This is a genomic window from Streptomyces sp. NPDC096046, from assembly GCF_040303285.1.
Taxonomy (GTDB): domain Bacteria; phylum Actinomycetota; class Actinomycetes; order Streptomycetales; family Streptomycetaceae; genus Streptomyces.
In genome coordinates, this window is the sequence record NZ_JBEOSZ010000039.1 from 48,415 (window position 1) to 65,395 (window position 16,981).

Annotated in this window: 11 protein-coding genes; 3 read left to right on the plus strand and 8 right to left on the minus strand. The window is 72.2% G+C overall.

Going from position 1 to position 16,981, the window contains the following annotated elements; genetic code table 11:
• Positions 1 to 30: 30 nt before the first annotated feature.
• Positions 31 to 831 carry a crotonase/enoyl-CoA hydratase family protein gene (locus tag ABTX62_RS27845; RefSeq protein ID WP_352118783.1) on the minus strand — a complete coding sequence of 267 codons (801 nt, stop codon included), beginning with the start codon at positions 829 to 831 and terminating at the stop codon, positions 31 to 33.
• A 175-nt stretch (positions 832 to 1,006) separates the two neighbouring features.
• Between ABTX62_RS27845 and ABTX62_RS27850 the strand changes: the two genes are divergently transcribed.
• Both ABTX62_RS27850 and ABTX62_RS27855 read left to right on the plus strand, forming a co-directional pair.
• Positions 1,007 to 2,626 (plus strand): acyl-CoA synthetase, encoded by a 1,620-nt coding sequence (locus tag ABTX62_RS27850; protein WP_352118784.1) that lies wholly within the window; start codon positions 1,007 to 1,009, stop codon positions 2,624 to 2,626.
• 113 nt (positions 2,627 to 2,739) lie between these two features.
• A complete protein-coding gene (locus ABTX62_RS27855; RefSeq protein ID WP_352118785.1) occupies positions 2,740 to 4,602 on the plus strand; it encodes an alkaline phosphatase family protein in 1,863 nt (620 codons plus the stop codon).
• A 306-nt stretch (positions 4,603 to 4,908) separates the two neighbouring features.
• Here the strand turns inward: ABTX62_RS27855 and ABTX62_RS27860 are convergent, their stop codons facing one another.
• The 4 genes from ABTX62_RS27860 to ABTX62_RS27875 form a co-directional block, all read right to left on the minus strand.
• Complete coding sequence (locus ABTX62_RS27860) at positions 4,909 to 5,742, minus strand: alpha/beta fold hydrolase (RefSeq protein ID WP_352118786.1); 834 nt, start codon at positions 5,740 to 5,742, stop codon at positions 4,909 to 4,911.
• A 59-nt stretch (positions 5,743 to 5,801) separates the two neighbouring features.
• Complete coding sequence (locus ABTX62_RS27865) at positions 5,802 to 7,304, minus strand: acyl-CoA synthetase (protein ID WP_352118787.1); 1,503 nt, start codon at positions 7,302 to 7,304, stop codon at positions 5,802 to 5,804.
• 231 nt (positions 7,305 to 7,535) lie between these two features.
• Entirely contained in the window at positions 7,536 to 9,086 is a 1,551-nt protein-coding gene (locus ABTX62_RS27870; RefSeq protein ID WP_352118788.1) for an acyl-CoA synthetase, read from the minus strand.
• Positions 9,083 to 10,195 (minus strand): NAD(P)H-dependent flavin oxidoreductase, encoded by a 1,113-nt coding sequence (locus tag ABTX62_RS27875; protein WP_352118789.1) that lies wholly within the window; start codon positions 10,193 to 10,195, stop codon positions 9,083 to 9,085. Before ABTX62_RS27875 ends, ABTX62_RS27870 begins: the two co-directional genes overlap by 4 nt.
• 197 nt (positions 10,196 to 10,392) lie before the next feature.
• On the opposite strand from ABTX62_RS27875, the gene ABTX62_RS27880 reads away from it, so the two are divergent.
• A complete protein-coding gene (locus ABTX62_RS27880; protein ID WP_352118790.1) occupies positions 10,393 to 12,174 on the plus strand; it encodes a serine hydrolase domain-containing protein in 1,782 nt (593 codons plus the stop codon).
• Between the two features lie 4 nt (positions 12,175 to 12,178).
• On the opposite strand, the gene ABTX62_RS27885 is transcribed toward ABTX62_RS27880, so the two are convergent.
• The 3 genes from ABTX62_RS27885 to ABTX62_RS27895 all read right to left on the minus strand — a co-directional run bounded on the left by ABTX62_RS27885 (position 12,179) and on the right by ABTX62_RS27895 (position 16,962).
• Positions 12,179 to 13,756, minus strand: a complete 1,578-nt coding sequence (locus ABTX62_RS27885) for a phytoene desaturase family protein (RefSeq protein ID WP_352118791.1) — start codon at positions 13,754 to 13,756, stop codon at positions 12,179 to 12,181.
• A gap of 61 nt (positions 13,757 to 13,817) precedes the next feature.
• Entirely contained in the window at positions 13,818 to 16,049 is a 2,232-nt protein-coding gene (locus ABTX62_RS27890) for a serine/threonine-protein kinase (RefSeq protein ID WP_352118792.1), read from the minus strand.
• Between the two features lie 64 nt (positions 16,050 to 16,113).
• Entirely contained in the window at positions 16,114 to 16,962 is an 849-nt protein-coding gene (locus tag ABTX62_RS27895) for an oxygenase MpaB family protein (RefSeq protein ID WP_352118793.1), read from the minus strand.
• Between the last annotated feature and the right edge of the window lie 19 nt (positions 16,963 to 16,981).

Consider the following 16,981-nt stretch of genomic DNA (forward strand, 5'->3'; position numbering starts at 1 on the left):
CGGAGGGCTCCTTCGGTCGGGCGCACACGGTCAGGCGCGCTTGTAGACGGGTGGTCGCTTCTCCGCGAAGGCGCGGGCGCCCTCCTTGGCGTCGGCGGTGCCGAAGACCGGCCAGCCACGGGTGAGTTCGGCCGCGAGGCCGTCGGCCTCGGTCATCTCGGCGGTCTCGTAGACCGAGGCCTTGACGGCCTCCACGGCCAGCGGACCGCAGGAGTTGACCCGCTCGGCGATCTCCAGCGCCTTCGTGAGCGCCGTGCCGTCGGGGACGACGTGGCCGATCAGGCCGATGGCGGCGGCTTCGGGGGCGTTGTAGGAGCGGCCGGTGAGGAGCATCTCCAGGGCGTGGGTGCGTGGGATCTGCCGTTGCAGCCGGACCGTGGAGCCGCCGATGGGGAACAGGCCGCGCTTGACCTCGAACAGGCCGAAGGTGGCGGACTCGCCGGCGACGCGGATGTCGGTGCCCTGGAGCATCTCGGTGCCGCCCGCGACGCAGTCCCCCTCGACGGCGGCGATCACCGGCTTGCGCGGGCGGTGATGGCGCAGCATCGCCTTCCAGTGCAGGTCGGGGTCGGCCTTGAGCCGGTCGCGGTACTCCTCTCCGGCCATGCCGGCGCCGGCGAGGGCCTTGAGGTCCATGCCGGAGCAGAACGAGCCGCCGGCGCCGGTGAGGACGATCGAGCGGACCGAGTCGTCCGCGTCGGCCTCCAGCCAGCCGTCGTGCAGACCGACGAGCATCGGCAGTGAGAGCGCGTTCTTGGCTTCCGGCCTGTTGAGCGTGAGCACCAGTGTGGCGCCTTCGCGCTGCACGGTGAGGTGTTCCGTCCCGCCCATGGCGAACTCCCCTCTCATGGAACGAGAACAGGTTGCAGTAGGGCGGGAAGCACTTCAAGGGTTTTCTGACAGACAGTCAGATTCTTTCGCGCGGACCCTTCACAGTTGGACCGCCCTTTGCTCTGATGACCGGCGAACCGTCCGATGCCAGGCACGCCCGGGGTCAGGAGGAGCGGTGGAGTACAACCTTGCCGACCTGTTCGAGTCGGTCGTCGATGTCGTCCCCGCCCGTGAGGCGCTGGTGTACGCCGACCATCCCGGCACGGGCGCGGAGCGCCGCCTCACCTACGCGGAGCTGGACGCGGCGGCCAACCGCGTCGGCCACCACCTGCTCGACAGCGGGATGCTCCCCGGTGAGCACCTCGGGCTCCACCTCTACAACGGTGTGGAGTATCTGCAGACGGTACTGGGCTGCCTGAAGGCGCGGATCGTCCCGGTCAACGTCAACTACCGCTATGTGGAAGAGGAGTTGGTGTACCTCTACCGGGACGCCGACCTGGTCGCGCTGGTCTTCGACGCGGAGTTCACCGACCGGGTGGCGGCGGCGCGCCCCCGGGTGGAGAAGCTGCGGCGTCTGATCCGGGTGGGCACTCCGGCGCCGGGCGCCGCCGCGGTGCCCTGTGTGGAGTTCGCGCAGGTGGAGGCAGCCGGGTCGGCCGAGCGCGGTTTCCCCGCCCGCTCGGCCGACGACCAGTTCATCATCTACACCGGCGGCACGACCGGGATGCCCAAGGGGGTGATGTGGCGGCAGGAGGATCTGTTCTTCGCGGGCCTCGGCGGAGGCGCGCCGACCGGGGAGCCGGTGAAGAAGCCGGAGGAGCTCGCCGAGCGGGTCGCGGCCGGCGGTGCGGGGATCACCTTCTTCCCGACGGCCCCGCTGATGCACGGCACCTCCACCCTCACGGCCTTCATCGCCTTCCACTTCGGGCAACGGGTCGTGATCCACCGCAAGTTCGTGCCCGAGGAGGTGCTGCGGACCGTGGAGAAGGAGAAGGTCAGCAGCATCTCGCTGGTGGGCGACGCGATGCTGCGACCGCTGATCGACGCGCTGAGCGGCCCGCTGCGGCACATCGACCGTTCGTCGCTGTTCAGCGTCTCGTCGTCCGGCGCGATCATGTCGGACACGGTGCGCCGGCAGTTCCAGGAGCTGGTGCCGAACGCCATGCTGCTCAACAACTTCGGCTCGTCGGAGTCGGGCTTCAACGGGACGGCGACCGAGGACTCGGGCCCGGAGCGGGGCTTCCGGGTGCGGGTCAACGCCCGCACGCAGGTGGTGGACCCGGCCACGTACGAACCGGTGGCAGCCGGTGAGGTGGGCCGGATCGCCCAGTGCGGACACGTGCCGCTCGGCTACTACAACGACCCGGCCAAGACCGCCGGGGCCTTCTTCGAGAGGGACGGCGAGCGGTGGGTGCTGCTCGGCGACATGGCCACCGTCGACGAGGAGGGCGTGGTCACCGTCCTGGGCCGGGGCTCGCAGTGCATCAACACCGGCGGCGAGAAGGTGTACCCGGAGGAGGTCGAGCAGGCCCTCAAGTCCCACCCGGACATCTACGACGCGCTGGTGGCGGGGGTACCGGATCCCCGGTGGGGCCACCGTGTGGCGGCGGTCGTGCAGTTGCGCAGGGGCGCACCGCGGCCCTCGCTGCAGGACATACAGGCCCATTGCCGTGACCGGCTCGCCGGATACAAGATCCCGCGCCGGCTGGTGATCACCGACTCGATCCGGAGGTCGCCGAGCGGCAAGGCGGACTATCGGTGGGCGCGCGAGGTCGCGGTGACGGCTGACCGGTGATTCTCCGCCCGGCATATTGAACCTAAGGTGACGTGCGGACGTACTGGTGATGGCAGGCTCGCTCACCCGAGTCCTGTTCGCATGCAGGCAAGACCGCACGGAAGGACCACCGGGTGTCGCTCTTCACTCGCTCCCGTCAGCTTTCGGACACGACCGGGGGCAGGGCGGAACCGGAGGACGGCACCGGGACGGCGACTGCGCAGGACGGCGCCTCGACGGAGGTTTCGAAGGACAACGCCCCCACGGACGGCCCGAAGACCGCTCCCCCGGCACAGGAGTCCTCTTCCGAGCAGACGCCGGAGGCGACGCCGTCCGGCGCGGTGAAGCCCGGCTGGTTCGGCTGGCGGCGTCGCCACCCGCGTACGGCACGCGGCGTCTCCATCGGGACGACCGTTCTGGCCGGTGCGCTCGTGCTGTTCGCGCTGCTCATGCCGAACCGGATCGAGCGCGTCGAGTTCGCCTCGTTCGTCCGCATCCCCGCCGAGGGGGTGCTGCTCGCCGGGCTGCTGCTCGCGCTGCCGCCGAAGCCCCGGCGGATCACGGCGGTCCTCACGGGCGTGTTCCTGGGGCTCGTCACGGTCCTGAAGTTCGTCGACATGGGCTTCTACCAGATTCTGGCCCGGCCGTTCGACCTGGTCCTGGACTGGATCCTGATCGAGCACGCGACGGACTTCCTCCGGGAGACGTTCGGCCGGACCGGACAGGTACTGGCCGTGGCCGGGGTGATCGTCCTGTTCGTGGCGCTGCTCCTCCTCACCACGCTCGCGGTGGTGCGGCTGACGAACCTGATGACCCGGCACCGGCCGGCCGCCGACCGCACGGTGCTGATCCTCGGCACGGCGTGGATCACCTGCATGACCCTGGGCGTGCAGATCGGCACCGTGCCGATCGCCACCAAGGGCAACGCCGAGTTCATCGGCAACCGTGTGGACGCGGTGCGGGCGGGACTTCAGGACGCCCGGGTCTTCGACAGGCAGGCCTCGGTGGACGCCTTCGCGAACACCCCGCCCGACCAGTTGCTCACGGGACTGCGCGGCAAGGACGTCCTGTTCACCTTCGTCGAGAGTTACGGCCGGGTCGCGATCGACGACCCGGCGATGGCACGGCAGACCGACGCCGTCCTCAAGGAGGGCACCGGCAGGCTGAAGGCGGCCGGGTTCGAGTCGCGCAGCGGCTGGCTGCGGTCGCCGGTGACGGGCGCGGGCAGCTGGCTCGCCCACTCGACCTTCCTGTCCGGGCTGTGGATCAAGAACCAGCAGCGGTACCGCAGTCTGACCACCAGCGATCGCATGACGCTGACGAAGTACTTCGGGAAGACGGGTGCCTGGCGGACCGTCGGCATCGTGCCCGGTGTGCGGCGCGCCTGGCCCGAGGGGAAGTTCTTCGGCCTGGAGCACATCTACGACTCCGAGCACCTCGGCTACCACGGCCCCTACTTCAGCTGGACGCCCGTCCCCGACCAGTTCACGATGGAGGCCTTCGAGCGCCTGGAGCACGGCAAGAAGGACCGTGAGCCGATCATGGCGGAGATCATCCTGGCCTCCAGCCACAACCCCTGGTCCCCCATCGCCCGGATGATCGACTGGAACGACCTCGGCGACGGCTCGGTGTTCCACCGGATCAAGAAGGAGGGCACCGACCCCGCGGAGGTCTGGAAGGACCCGGAGAAGGTCCGCACCGAGTACCGGCGCGCCATCGAGTACTCGATCCGCAGTCTGACCGAGTGGGTCGAGCGCTACGGCGACGAGGACACGGTGCTGGTCTTCCTCGGTGACCACCAGCCGGTGCCGACCGTCACCGCCGGCGACACCGGCAAGGACGTGCCGGTGACGATCGTCGCCCACGACAAGAAGGTTCTGGACCGGGTCGCCGACTGGGGCTGGACGGACGGCCTCAAGCCGGCCGGGGACGCGCCCCGGTGGGGCATGGACCTGTTCCGCGACCGTTTCATGACGGCGTACGGTCCGCAGGGCTGAGGAACTCCTCCACGACCGCGGGGAACTCCTTCGTCCGGGAGCGAGCAGGTAGGCGAAGGCGCCGCCGGGCGAGTGGCCCACCACGTCGACCCGGTAGGCGAGGGGCGCCGCCACGGCCGGGGCCGTGCTGCCGACGGCAGAAGCGCGCGCCGCACCGGCCAGGAGACCGGCAGGCCCGGGGCGTCCACGGCCGGGGCCATCCCGCCGACGGCACAAGCGCGCGCCGCACCGGCCAGGAGACCGGCAGGCCCGGGGCGTCCACGGCCGGGGCCATCCCGCCGACGGCACAAGCGCGCGCCGCACCGGTCAGGAGAAGAAGGCGGCCACGCGCCGTGCGAACCACTCCGGGTCGTCGAGCCAGGGGTAGTGTCCCGCCCCCGGCTGCACCGCGAACTCGGCTGCCGGGAAGACGTCGGCGCTCCGTCGGGCCAGGGACGGGTTCGGGCCGCCGTCGACTTGCCCGGCCAGGATCAGGACGGGCGCTGTCAGCCGCGCGAGGGCACCGCGCGTCGCCTCCGGATCGTAGGCGCCGTCGGCACCGTAGGCATCCGCCGCGGCATCGTTGGTCTCGGCCTCTTCGCGGTCGGCGTGGCCGCGCGCGATGTCGTCCCAGCGCCCGTAGAAGAACGGGAGGAACACCGGGTCGAAGTCACCCGTGCCGCCCAGCCAGGCCTCGAACGCGGGGAACGCGTCCGCGAACCAGGGTTCCGACGCCCGCTGCCGGGCCGCAGCCAACCGGTCCCCGGCCGTCGCCGGCCACCCCAGAGCCCGCGGAATGGCGGTGACCAGCGCCAGCCGTCCCACCCGCTGCGGGTACCGGGCCGCGTAGAGCATGGCGAGGCTCCCGCCCGCCGAGTGGGCGAGCAGGTCCATCCGCTCCAGGCCCAGATGGAACCGCAACGCCTCGACGTCCTCGACGAGCCGGTCGCAGCGGTATGTCGCCGGATCCGCGGGCGCCTCGGACTCCCCCGTGCCGCGCAGGTCGAGCAGCACCAACTGCCGGTGGGCGTCGAGTCCGCCCAGGTCTCCGAGGTAGGCCGAGGCCCGCATGGGGCCGCCGGGCAGCACGATCAGCGGTTCACCGCGACCGCGCGGATGGAAGGTGAGCCGGGTTCCGTCCGGGGCGCTGAAGGTCGGCATGGCGTCGATCCTGGAGCCCGCTGCCGGTCCGGCACAACCGGGTTGCCCGGCCGGGCGCGTCACGCGTTCCCGAGGTCGTTCCTCAGCTCCCGTTTCAGGATCTTCCCGCCGGCGTTGCGCGGGAGCTCGTCCACGAACACCACCCGCTTCGGCGCTTTGAAGGGGGCGAGTCGGTCGCGGACGTGGTGGATCAGTTCCGTCTCCGAGACCTCGCCGCGCGGGACGACGACGGCTGTCACCGCCTCGATCCAGCGCTCGTCCGGCAGGCCCACGACCGCGGCCTCGGCGACCCGGGGGTGGGTGTAGAGGGCGTCCTCGACCTGGCGTGAAGCGATCATCACACCACCGGAGTTGATGACGTCCTTCACCCGGTCGACGATCGTGTGGTAGCCGTGCGCGTCGCGTACCGCGAGATCGCCGGAGCGGAACCAGCCGTCGCGGAAGGCCTCGGCGGTCTCCTCGGGTTTGTCCCAGTAGCCCTCGCACAGTTGCGGGGAGCGGTAGACGATCTCGCCCGGGGTGCCGTCGGGTACGTCCTCGCCGTTCTCGTCGACCACACGTGCGTCGACGAACAGGACCGTCCGGCCGCAGGAGTCCATACGGCCCTTGTGCTCGTCGGGCGCGAGGACCATGGCCAGGGGCCCGATCTCGCTCTGTCCGAAGCAGTTGTAGAAGGCAAGGCCCGGCAGGCGCTCCCGCAGCCGTTCGAGTACCGGGACCGGCATGATCGACGCGCCGTAGTAGGCCTTGCGCAGGCCGCTCAGATCGCGGATGGCGAAGTCGGGACGGCCGGACAGGGCGATCCAGACGGTGGGGGGTGCGAACAGGCTGTCCGCGCGGCCCGCCTCGATCAGGTCGAAGAGCCGGTCGCCGTCGGGTGCGTCCAGGATGATGTTCGTCGCGCCCACGGCGAGGTAGGGCAGCAGGAAGACGTGCAGCTGCGCCGAGTGGTAGAGCGGCAGGGAGTGGACGGGGCGGTCGCCCGCGCCGAGGTCGAGGGCGGTGATCGCGCTCAGGTACGCGTGCACCAGGGCCCGGTGCGTCATCATCGCGCCCTTGGGCTGAGCCGTCGTCCCGGAGGTGTACAGCAGCTGGACAAGGCCCTCGGTGTGCGGCTCGGGGCCGTCGTGGGAGGGTGCCCCGGGCAGCCGCGCGAGCAGCGAGTCGTCCGCGTCGCGCAGCGGCAACGTCCGTACGCCGGGCGGCAGCCGTGCTGCCAGGTCCGGGTCGGTGAGGACCAGGGAGCTGCCGGACTGGGCGATGAGGTAGGCGAGGTCGTCGCCGGTCAGGTTCTGGTTGACGGGTACGTGCACCAGGCCCGCACGGGCGCAGGCCAGGAAGGCCATGAGGTAGGCGTCGGAGTTGTGGCCGTAGGCGCCGACCCGGTCGCCCGGGGAGAGTCCCTGGCCGAGGAGGACGCTCGCCGCGCGGGAGACGGCGGTGTCGAGTTCCTCGTACGTCCAGGTGCGATCGGCGTACTCGACCGCGACGCGCGCCGGTGTGCGCCGGGCGCTGCGCCGCAGGACCTGGTCGACCGTGCTGCCGTGTCCGGGCATCGTCATGACACATGATCCTCGGTTCACCGCCGGGGGAGGTCAAGGACCCCGGATCGCACGGATCGCGGCGGGCGGGCCGGCCGGCCTGCCAGTGAGCAACCCTGCCGCTCCTGGACGGCGTTCGCTGTCGTGAAGCCGATGGACGTTCGGATCAGGTTTTCACATGCGGCACCCCTTTCCCTCGACGATGGGGGAGGGCACGATGCGCAGCCGTCTGAGACGTCTCGTTCAGGAGTCTCACACCGGACGCGTCCGGCCCTGCCAGTACGGCTCCCGCAACCGCCGCTTGTACAGCTTGCCGTTGGGGTCGCGGGGCATCTCGGTGATGAAGTCGACGCTCCTGGGGCGTTTGTACCCGGCGAGCCGGTGGGCGCAGTGGTCGAGGAGGTCGGCGGCGAGGGCCGGTCCGGGCCGGTGTGCGGGGGCGGGTTCCACGACCGCCTTCACCTCCTCGCCCCAGTCGTCGTGCGGGATGCCGAAGACGGCGGCGTCCGCGACGGCGGGGTGGGCGAGCAGGGCCGACTCGATCTCGGCGGGGTAGATGTTGACCCCGCCGGAGATGATCAGGTCGATCTTGCGGTCGCGCAGGAAGAGGTAGCCGTCGTCGTCGAGGTGGCCGAGGTCGCCGACGGTGAAGAAGTCCCCGATGCGGTTCTTGCGGGTCTTGGCCTCGTCCTTGTGGTATGAGAAGCCGCCGGTGTTCATCTTCATGTACACCGTGCCGACTTCACCGGGCGGGAGCCGGTTGCCGTCGTCGTCGAAGATCGCGAGTTCGCTGATGGGCCAGGCCTTGCCGACGGTGCCGGGCTTCTTCAGCCAGTCCTCGGCCGTGGCGAAGGCGCCGCCGCCCTCGCTGGCGGCGTAGTACTCCTCCACGCAAGGTCCCCACCAGTCGAGCATGGCCCGTTTCACATGGTCGGGGCAGGGCGCGGCGCCGTGGATGGCGTGCCGCAGGGAGGAGACGTCGTAGCGGTCCTTGACCTCGTCGGGCAGGGCCAGCAGGCGGTGGAACTGGGTGGGGACCATGTGGGTGTGGGTGCAGCGGTGGGCGTCGATGAGGCGGAGCATCTCCTGGGGCGTCCACTTGTCCATGAGGACCAGCCGGTGGCCGATGTGCAGGGACGCGCCGGCGAACTGAAGAACGGCCGTGTGGTAGAGCGGTGAGCACACCAGGTGCACGTTGTCGTCGAACGGGCGGATGCCGAAGATGCCCAAGAAGCCGCCGAGATACGCCTCCTCCGGAGGTTTGCCGGGCAGCGGGCGGCGGATGCCGCGGGGGCGGCCGGTGGTGCCCGAGGTGTAGTTCATGACCCAGCCGAGGGTGCGATCCGCGGGCGCCGACTCGGGTTGCCCGTCGAGCAGTTCGGCGTAGGGGCGGAAGCCCTCGACCCGGCCCGCCGCGTAGCGGTGGGTGCCCGGCAGGCCGGCCTCGTCGGCGGCGTGGCGGGCCGCCTCGGCGAAGCGTTCGTGGGCGAGGAGCACCTTGGCGCCCGAGTCGGAGACGATCCAGGCGATCTCCGGACCGACCAGGTGGTGGTTGACGGGGACGAGGTAGAGCCCGGCCTGGCTGGCCGCGAGGTACGCGGTGAGGAACTCGACGCCGTTGGGCAGGACCACCGCGAAGGTGTCGCCGCGTTCGAGACCGGCCGCGCGCAGGCCGTGCACGAGCCGGTTGGCGGCGGCGTGCAGGCGTCCGGCGGTCCACTCCTCGCCGTCGGGTGCGACGAGCACCGTGCGGCCGGGATTCTCGGTGGCCTGGGCCCAGAAGCCCACGGGGGGTGCGCTCACGACTGGCCGCTCCTTCCGGCGATGCGGTTGACACGGTCCACTGCCTGCTCGAAGCCGCGGGTGAGGTCGTCGAAGACGGCCTGGACACTGCGTTCGCTGTTCATCCGCCCGACGATCTGGCCGACCGGCGTGCCCAGCAGTGGGTCGACCTCGTACTTCTGGATGCGTGAGACGGCCTCGGCGACCAGGAGTCCTTGCAACGGCATGGGCAGGGTGCCGGGCCCGGCCGGGTCGTCCCAGGCGTCGGTCCACTCCGTGCGCAACTGGCGTGCGGGCTTGCCGGTCAGCGCCCGGGAGCGGACGGTGTCGCCGGAGCCGGCCGCGAGGAGTTTGCGCGTCAGGGCGGGTGAGTGCAGGTCCGCCTCTGTAGTGGTCAGCCACACGGAGCCCAGCCACACACCTTGAGCGCCGAGGGTGAGCGCGGCGGCCACCTGCTGTCCACTGCCGATGCCTCCTGCGGACAGCACGGGCAGCGGGGCGACGGCGTCGACGACTTCGGGGGTGAGCACCATCGAGGCGATCTCGCCGGTGTGGCCGCCCGCCTCGTAGCCCTGTGCCACGACGATGTCGATCCCGGCGTCCCGGTGCTTGCGGGCGTGCCGGGCGCTGCCCGCGAGTGCGGCGACGAGGACGTCCCGGTCGTGGGCGCGGGCGATGACGTCGGCGGGCGGGGAGCCGAGGGCGTTGGCGAGGAGCCGGATCGGGTAGTCGAAGGCGACGTCGAGCTGGCTGCGGGCGACCTGCTCCATCCAGCCGGTGATGCGCCAGCCGGCCGCCGCGCCCTCCGCGAGTTCCGGCACGGCGTGTCGGGCGAGGGTGTCCCGGACGAACTGCCGGTGCCCCTCGGGGATCATCGCCTCGACCTCGGCCTCGGTGACGCCCTCGACCTTTTTCGCCGGCATCACGACGTCCAGGCCGTACGGCCGCCCGTCGACGTGTGCCTCGATCCAGTCCAGGTCGCGCTTGAGCTCGTCGGGGTCGGTGTAGCGGACCGCGCCGAGCACGCCGAAGCCGCCGGCCCGGCTGATGGCCGCGGCGACGGCGGGGAACGGCGTGAAGCCGAAGACGGCGTGCTCGATTCCCAGGGTCTGGCTCAGCTCCGTCTGCATGGGCGCAGGATGCCGGAGTCCTCCGAAGGACGGAAGAGGTTTTCTGATGCTCCGTCAGATTCGTTGGGTGTCCTGTGCGGGTCGCGTGCCGGTGTCGCGTGCGGGATTCCGGTGAGGATGCGCCGCCGGGTTCACGGCGGCGCGCGGGGGACATACTTCCGGGGACATCGGAGGCGGTTGAGGCGAAGGGGCACCCGGTGACCGACGAACCGGCGAGAGGCGAACCGACCCGGCGTCACGTGGGCAGGGCGGGACTGGCCCTGGGCGGTGCGCTCGCCCTCGCCGCGTGGCCCGCCGGGCCCACCGAAGCCGCCCCGGCGGCGACCGGCCACCGCCCCACCCTGCGGCACGGCTCCGCCGCACGAGCCGGGCTGCTCCCCTCCCACCTGCGTCAACTCGTGACCGACGCCGAGGCGTTCCTCGGCCCCTCCCCCACGCATCCCTGGTACGCGGGGGCCGTCCTGCTCGCCGGACGCGGCGGCACGGTCGCGCTGCACCGTCCCATCGGCATGGCGGTGCGCTACCGGGCCTACGACGAGAAGACCGACACCGGCATCGAGTTCCCGCCCGGTGAACAGATCCCCATGGCCGAGGACACCGTCTTCGACCTGGCCTCGGTGTCGAAACTGTTCACCTCGATCCTCGCCGTGCAGCAGACGGAGCGGGGCGCGCTGCAGCTGGAGGCGAAAGTCGCCTCCTACCTGCCGGACTTCGCACGCGCGGGCAAGCAGGACATCACGATCCGCCAGCTCCTCACGCACACCTCGGGGTTCCGCGCATGGATCCCGCTGTACAGCGCGCCGACCCGCGAGGAGAAACTCCGGCTCATCTGGAACGAGGCGCCGGTCAGCGCGCCCGGCACGGCGTACCTGTACTCGGACCTGAATCTCATCTCGCTCCAGCTCGTGCTGGAACGGATCACGGGCCGCACCCTGGACGTCCTGCTCCGTGAGGAGATCACCGCACCGCTCGGTCTGCGCCGCACCCGGTACAACCCGCCCGCCTCCTGGCGGCCGAGGATCGCGGCCACGGAGGACGCGCGCGCACCCTGGTCCGGCCTGGACCGGGGTCTGGTCTGGGGCGAGGTGCACGACGAGAACGCCTTCGGCCTCGGCGGTGTCGCGGGACACGCGGGCGTGTTCTCCGACGCCTGGGACCTGGCGGTCCTCGGCCGCACGCTGCTCAACGGCGGTGTCTACGGCAGGGCCCGGATCCTGACGCCGGAGTCGGTGGAGCTGATGTTCACCGACTTCAACACCGCCTTCCCGGGGGACGAGCACGGCCTCGGCTTCGAGCTCTACCAGCACTGGTACATGGGCGCGATGGCCACGCCGCGCACCGCCGGGCACACCGGTTTCACCGGCACCTCGCTGGTGCTCGACCCGACCACCGACTCGTTCCTCGTCGTCCTGGGCAACTCGGTGCACCCGGTGCGCGGGTGGCGATCCGGGTCGGCTCCCCGGGTGGCCGCCGCGAACCAGCTGGCGCGGGCCGTCCCGGTCCGGCCGGTGCGGGGTCGCAGGGCCTGGTTCTCCGGCATGGCGGTCTCCACCGCGGCGACGCTCACCCTCCCCGCGCTCGACACCTCGTCCGGCCGGGCCCGGCTGCGCTGCAGGCTGTGGTGGGACACCGAACCCACGGCCGACGTCCTGGTCCTGGAGGCCACGGCCGACGGCGGCACGCGCTGGCGGCCGGTGCCCTTCACGACGGCCCGCCGCGGTCAGGATCCCGAGGGGCACCCGACGGGCTCGGTGACCGGCTGGTCCGGCCGTGTCTGGCACCGGCTCACCGCGGACGTCCCCGCCGCGCGGGAGCTCACCCTGCGCTGGCGGTACGCGACGGACCGGCTGTACGTCGGCCGCGGGGCCTACGTGGACGGACTGCGCGTGGAGGCGGCCGACGGCGTCCTCTTCGACGAGGCACGCCCGGTGGACGCGTCCCGCGTCGAAGCGGTGGGGTGGACACCGTCGGCCGACTGAGGGCTCACCCGGGGGTGTTCTCCAGCACCGCCATCGCCGCGTTGTGCCCGGGCACCCCGCTGACCCCGCCCCCGCGCACCGCGCCCGCCCCGCACAGCAGGACGTTGGCGTGCCCGGTCTCCACGCCCCAGCGGCCGGTGCCGTCCTGGGCGTGGGGCCAGCTCAGCTCGCGGTGGAAGATGTTGCCGCCGGGCAGGCGGAGGTCCCGCTCCAGGTCGAGCGGGGTCCTGGCCTCGATGAAGGGGCGGCCGTCCGCGTCGGTGGCCAGGCAGCCGCCGAGGGGCTCGGCCAGGTGGGCGTCGAGCTGAGCGAGGGTGGACTTCAGCAGGTCCTCCCGTACGGCGTCGTTGTCGCGCGCGAACAGACGGGCCGGGGTGTGCAGGCCGAAGAGGGTGAGCGTCTGGTAGCCCTGCTCGGCCAGGTCGGGCCCGAGGATGGTCGGGTCGGTGAGCGAGTGGCAGTAGATCTCCGAGGGCGGTACGGCCGGCAGGTCGCCGGCGGCGGCCTGGGCGTGAGCGGTGGCCAGTTGCTCGTAGCCCTCGGCGATGTGGAAGGTGCCGGCGAAGGCCTCGCGCGGGTCGACGAAGGTGTCGCGCAGCCGCGGCAGCCGCTTCAGCAGCATGTTGACCTTCAGTTGGGCGCCTTCGGCGGGGGCCGGGGGCGTGTCGCCGGTCAGTTCCGCCAGGGCCTGCGGTGAGGCGTTCACCAGGACGTGCCGGGCGGCGGCGGTGCCTTCGCCGTCGGCCGTGCGATACGTGACCTCGGCGGTTCGGCCGTCCGTGGTGACGCGCAGCGCCTCGTGGCCGGTGGCGAGGACCGCGCCCGCCGCGCGTGCCGTGGCGGCGAGTGCGTCGGTGAGGGCCCCCATCCCGCCGACCGGCACGTCCCAGTCTCCGGTGCCGCCGCCGATGACGTGGTAGAGGAAGCAGCGGTTCTGCTTCAGGGAGGGGTCGTGGGCGTCGGCGAAGGTGCCGATGAGGGCGTCGGTGAGGACGACGCCGCGCACTAGGTCGTCCTCGAAGCGCTCCTCGACGGCGCTGCCGATCGGTTCCTCGAACAGCACCCGCCAGGCCTCCTCGTCGTCGAGGCGGCGGCGCAGTTCCGCACGGGTGGGCAGCGGCTCCGTGAGCGTCGGGAAGACGCGCCGGGCGACGCGGCCGGTCATGCCGTAGAACTCCTGCCAGGCCCGGAACTCGCGGTCGGAGCCGGTGAGGCGGGCGAAGGCCTCCCTGGTACGGCGTTCCCCGCCGCCGACGAGGAGGCCGGTGGGCCTGCCGTCGCGCTCGGCGGGCGTGTAGGAGGAGACGGTCCGGGTGCGGACGCGGAAGTCCAGGCCAAGGTCCCGGACGATCTTCTTGGGCAGCAGGCTGACCAGGTACGAGTAGCGGGACAGCCGGGCGTCGACTCCGGCGAAGGGCCGGGTGGACACCGCCGCGCCGCCGGTGTGGTCCAGCCGCTCCAGGACCAGCACGGAGCGGCCCGCCCGGGCCAGGTAGGCGGCGGCGACCAGGCCGTTGTGGCCGCCGCCGACGATGACGGCGTCGTACGTGCGGTGTGCGCGGGGTCCCTCGGGTGCGGTCATGATTCTTGGTAACACGGGGTGATCGAGGTCGGCCAGACGGCGCCTGCCCGCTCGGCAGGGGTCAGTGCCCGACAGCGGCCCGCTGCTCCCGCAGGGCCGCCACTCTTCGGTACAGGGCCATCGCCTCGGCGCCGCGGCCGAGCTGTTCCAGGCAATGGGCCTCGTCGTTGCGGCTGGCGAGGGTGTCGGGGTGGTCGGCGCCGAGGACGTGCGCGCGGGCGGTGGCCACCCTGCGGTACTCGGTGAGCGCGTCGGCCCAGCGGCCCAGCCAGCCGAGGCCGACGGCGACCTCGCGACGGCTGACCAGGGTGTCCGGGTGGTCGGGGCCGAGGACCTGTTCGCGGAGGGCGGCCACCTCGCGGGATTCGGCGAGAGCCTCCTCCCAGCGGCCCAGCCGGCCGAGGTTGACGCAGCGGCCGTGGCGCGCGCGCAGGGTCTCGGGGTGGGCGGGGCCCTGGACACGGGCGCGGTCCTCGGCGAGGGCGTCGTAGAGGTCGAGGGCCTCGGCGCTGCGGCCCAGGCGACCGAGGCTGATGCCGATCTCGTGCCGGGCGGCGAGGGTGTCGGGGTGGTCGGCCCCGAGGGCGCGTCCGCGGGCGGCGACGACCTCGCGGTAGGTCTCCAGCGCCTCCGGCCAGCGGCCCAGCTGGCCGAGCGCGTAGGCGACCTCATAGCGGGTGACGAGCGTGTCGGGGTGGTCCGGGCCGAGCGCGCGGGCGCGGGCCGCCGCCACCTCGCGGGCCATGCGGTACGAGTCCTCCAGGCGGCCGAGGCGGCTGAGGTTGAAGGCCAGGTTGTGGCGGCAGCGCAGGGTGTCGGGGTGGTCGGGGCCCATGATGCGCTCCCGGGTGGCGAGCACCGACGTGTAGACGCGGTGGGCGTCGAAGGGGCGGCCCAGCTGGCCGAGGACGTAGGCCATCTCCTGGCGGGCCGCCAGGGTGTCGGGGTGGTCGGCGCCGAGGGTGCGGATCCTGGCCTCGGTGACGTGCTTGTACGCGCGCAGGGCGTCCGCGGCGCGGCCGGTGCGGCTGAGCGTGAAGGCGACCTCGTAGCGGCTGGCGAGGGTGTCGGGGTGGTCGGGGCCGAGGAGGTGTTCGCGTTCGGCGGCGACGGCCCGGTGCACCTCGCCCGCCTCCGCCCAGCGGCCCAGGCGGCCGAGGCTCAGGCCCGCGTTGTGCCGGCCGGCCAGGGCGGTCAGGACGTCCGTGGGCGGGGCGGGCCGCCGCGCGGGGACGGGTTCGTCGACGCCGGGGCCGGTGGCGGGTCGTGCGATCCACTCACCGGACAGCCCGGACGCCGGGTCGGGCGGTGCGGCGCGCAGCCCCGTGCCGGTGGCCTTGTGGCCGGTGGTCATGCCGTGGGTCCAGGAGGGCAGCCGGCCGACGCCCACCGGCAGTTGGGAGGCCGGGCGACCCGCCTCGACGGTCGGCACACGGTCCGGCGCGGCCCGGTGCGCGCTGATCCGGCGGGCCAGCTCGCGGGCGTCGCCGGGGCGGTGCGCGGGTTCCTTGGCGAGCAGGTCGAGGACGACCTGCTCCAGGTATGCGGGCAACTCCGCGCGGTGTTCGCGCGGCGGGCGGGGCGGGGTGTCGCGGTGGCCGACGAGGATCGCCCACGCGTCGTCGAGGTCGAACGGCGGTACGCCGGTGGCGATCTCGTACAGCACACAGCCGAACGAGTAGAGGTCGCTGCGCTGGTCGACCTCGGTGCCGCTGATCTGTTCCGGTGACATGTAGTGCGGGGTGCCCATGGCGATGCCGGTGCCGGTCAGCCGGGAGGTGAAGCCGATGTCGTGGCCGAGGCGGGCGATGCCGAAGTCGCAGATCTTCACGGTGCCGTCGCCGAGCCGGACGATGTTGGCGGGCTTCAGGTCCCGGTGGACGATGCCCTGTTCGTGGCAGTAGGCGAGGGCGGCGGCGACCTGCTCGGCGATCTCCACGACATCCGCCACCGGCAGCGGGTGCTGTTTGTTGTCCTCCAGGAGCTGGCTGAGGTCGCGGCCGTTCAGCAGCTCCATGACGAGGTAGAGGACGCCGTCGGACTCGCCGAAGTCATGCACGACGGTGATGCCCCGGTGCTGGAGCGCGGCGGCGACCCGGGCCTCGCGGCGGAACCGCTCCCGCAGCACGCGGGTGAAGGCGTGGTCGTGGTTCGGGCCCAGCGGTTTCAGGCACTTGACGGCGACGTGCCGGCCCAGGGACTCGTCCCGCGCCCGCCACACCTCGCCCATGCCACCGCGCCCGATCAGATCGAGCAGCCGGTACCGGCCGTGGATGAGCCTGCTGTCCCCCATGTCGCGCGACGCTCCCCCCGGTAGCCGTTCGCCCGCCCGTCCCTGATCCACCCAGTATGGCGGCCTATCGTCCGAGTTTGCACGGTGCCGGACGCGCGTCCGGGCCGAGCCTCGCCACGGCCCGCAGGATGTGTTTGGGCGGGAGTTGCCACCGCAGACGTGCGGGAACGCGGCGCAGCAGGAGGCCCGTGAGGCGCAGGTGCCGGGAGACGGTGGCGGGTGCGGGGGCCGGTCTGCCGTACAACTCGTGGGCGTACGGCGGCAAGGAGGCGTACGCCAGGTGCGCCACGCGCCGCCACAGCGCCTCGCGCGCCGGTACGAGGAGCGGGTGCGTCGGCGGGCGGAGCAGGAACGCGTCCACCTCGCGTGCCTCGGGTCCGGCGGCCAGGTCCGGGCGGGTCTTCTCGAAGTACCGGGCCATCTCGACCCGGTTCGCCGGTGCGGCGTCGGGGTCGAGGCCCACCAGGCGTGCGCTGCGGCGGTGTTCGGCGATGTAGCGGTCGGCCTCGGCGTCGGTGAGCCGGAATCCGGACCTGCGGGCGACGTGCAGATAGGAGTCGATCTCGGCGCAGTGCACCCACATCAGCAACGCGGGTTCGTCGACACCGTAGCGCTCGCCGGTGTCCGGGTCGGTCGCGCTCAGCATACGGTGGATATTGCGGACCCTGGCACCGGCACGCTCGGCGGCCTCGGTGGTGCCGTACGTCGTCGTTCCGACGAAGCCGGCGGTGCGCAGCAGCCGGCCCCAGGCGTCCCGCCGGAAGTCGGAGTTCTGCGTGACTCCGCGTAACGCGCGGGGATGCAGGGCCTGGAGGTAGAGCGCCCGGACACCCGCGATCCACATCATGGGGTCGCTGTGAAGCTGCCAGGTCACCGATTCGGGACCGAACAGCCCCGGGTCCGCGCCGCTCATCGCCTCACCTCCGCCCGGC

Bases quoted from the DNA above. Each gene is read 5' to 3' on its own strand.
- ABTX62_RS27845 (WP_352118783.1), bottom strand. From the start codon at position 831: ATGGGCGGGACGGAACACCTCACCGTGCAGCGCGAAGGCGCCACACTG.
- ABTX62_RS27860 (WP_352118786.1), bottom strand. From the start codon at position 5,742: ATGCCGACCTTCAGCGCCCCGGACGGAACCCGGCTCACCTTCCATCCG.
- ABTX62_RS27865 (WP_352118787.1), bottom strand. From the start codon at position 7,304: ATGACGATGCCCGGACACGGCAGCACGGTCGACCAGGTCCTGCGGCGC.
- ABTX62_RS27875 (WP_352118789.1), bottom strand. From the start codon at position 10,195: ATGCAGACGGAGCTGAGCCAGACCCTGGGAATCGAGCACGCCGTCTTC.
- ABTX62_RS27885 (WP_352118791.1), bottom strand. From the start codon at position 13,756: ATGACCGCACCCGAGGGACCCCGCGCACACCGCACGTACGACGCCGTC.
- ABTX62_RS27890 (WP_352118792.1), bottom strand. From the start codon at position 16,049: ATGGGGGACAGCAGGCTCATCCACGGCCGGTACCGGCTGCTCGATCTG.
- ABTX62_RS27895 (WP_352118793.1), bottom strand. From the start codon at position 16,962: ATGAGCGGCGCGGACCCGGGGCTGTTCGGTCCCGAATCGGTGACCTGG.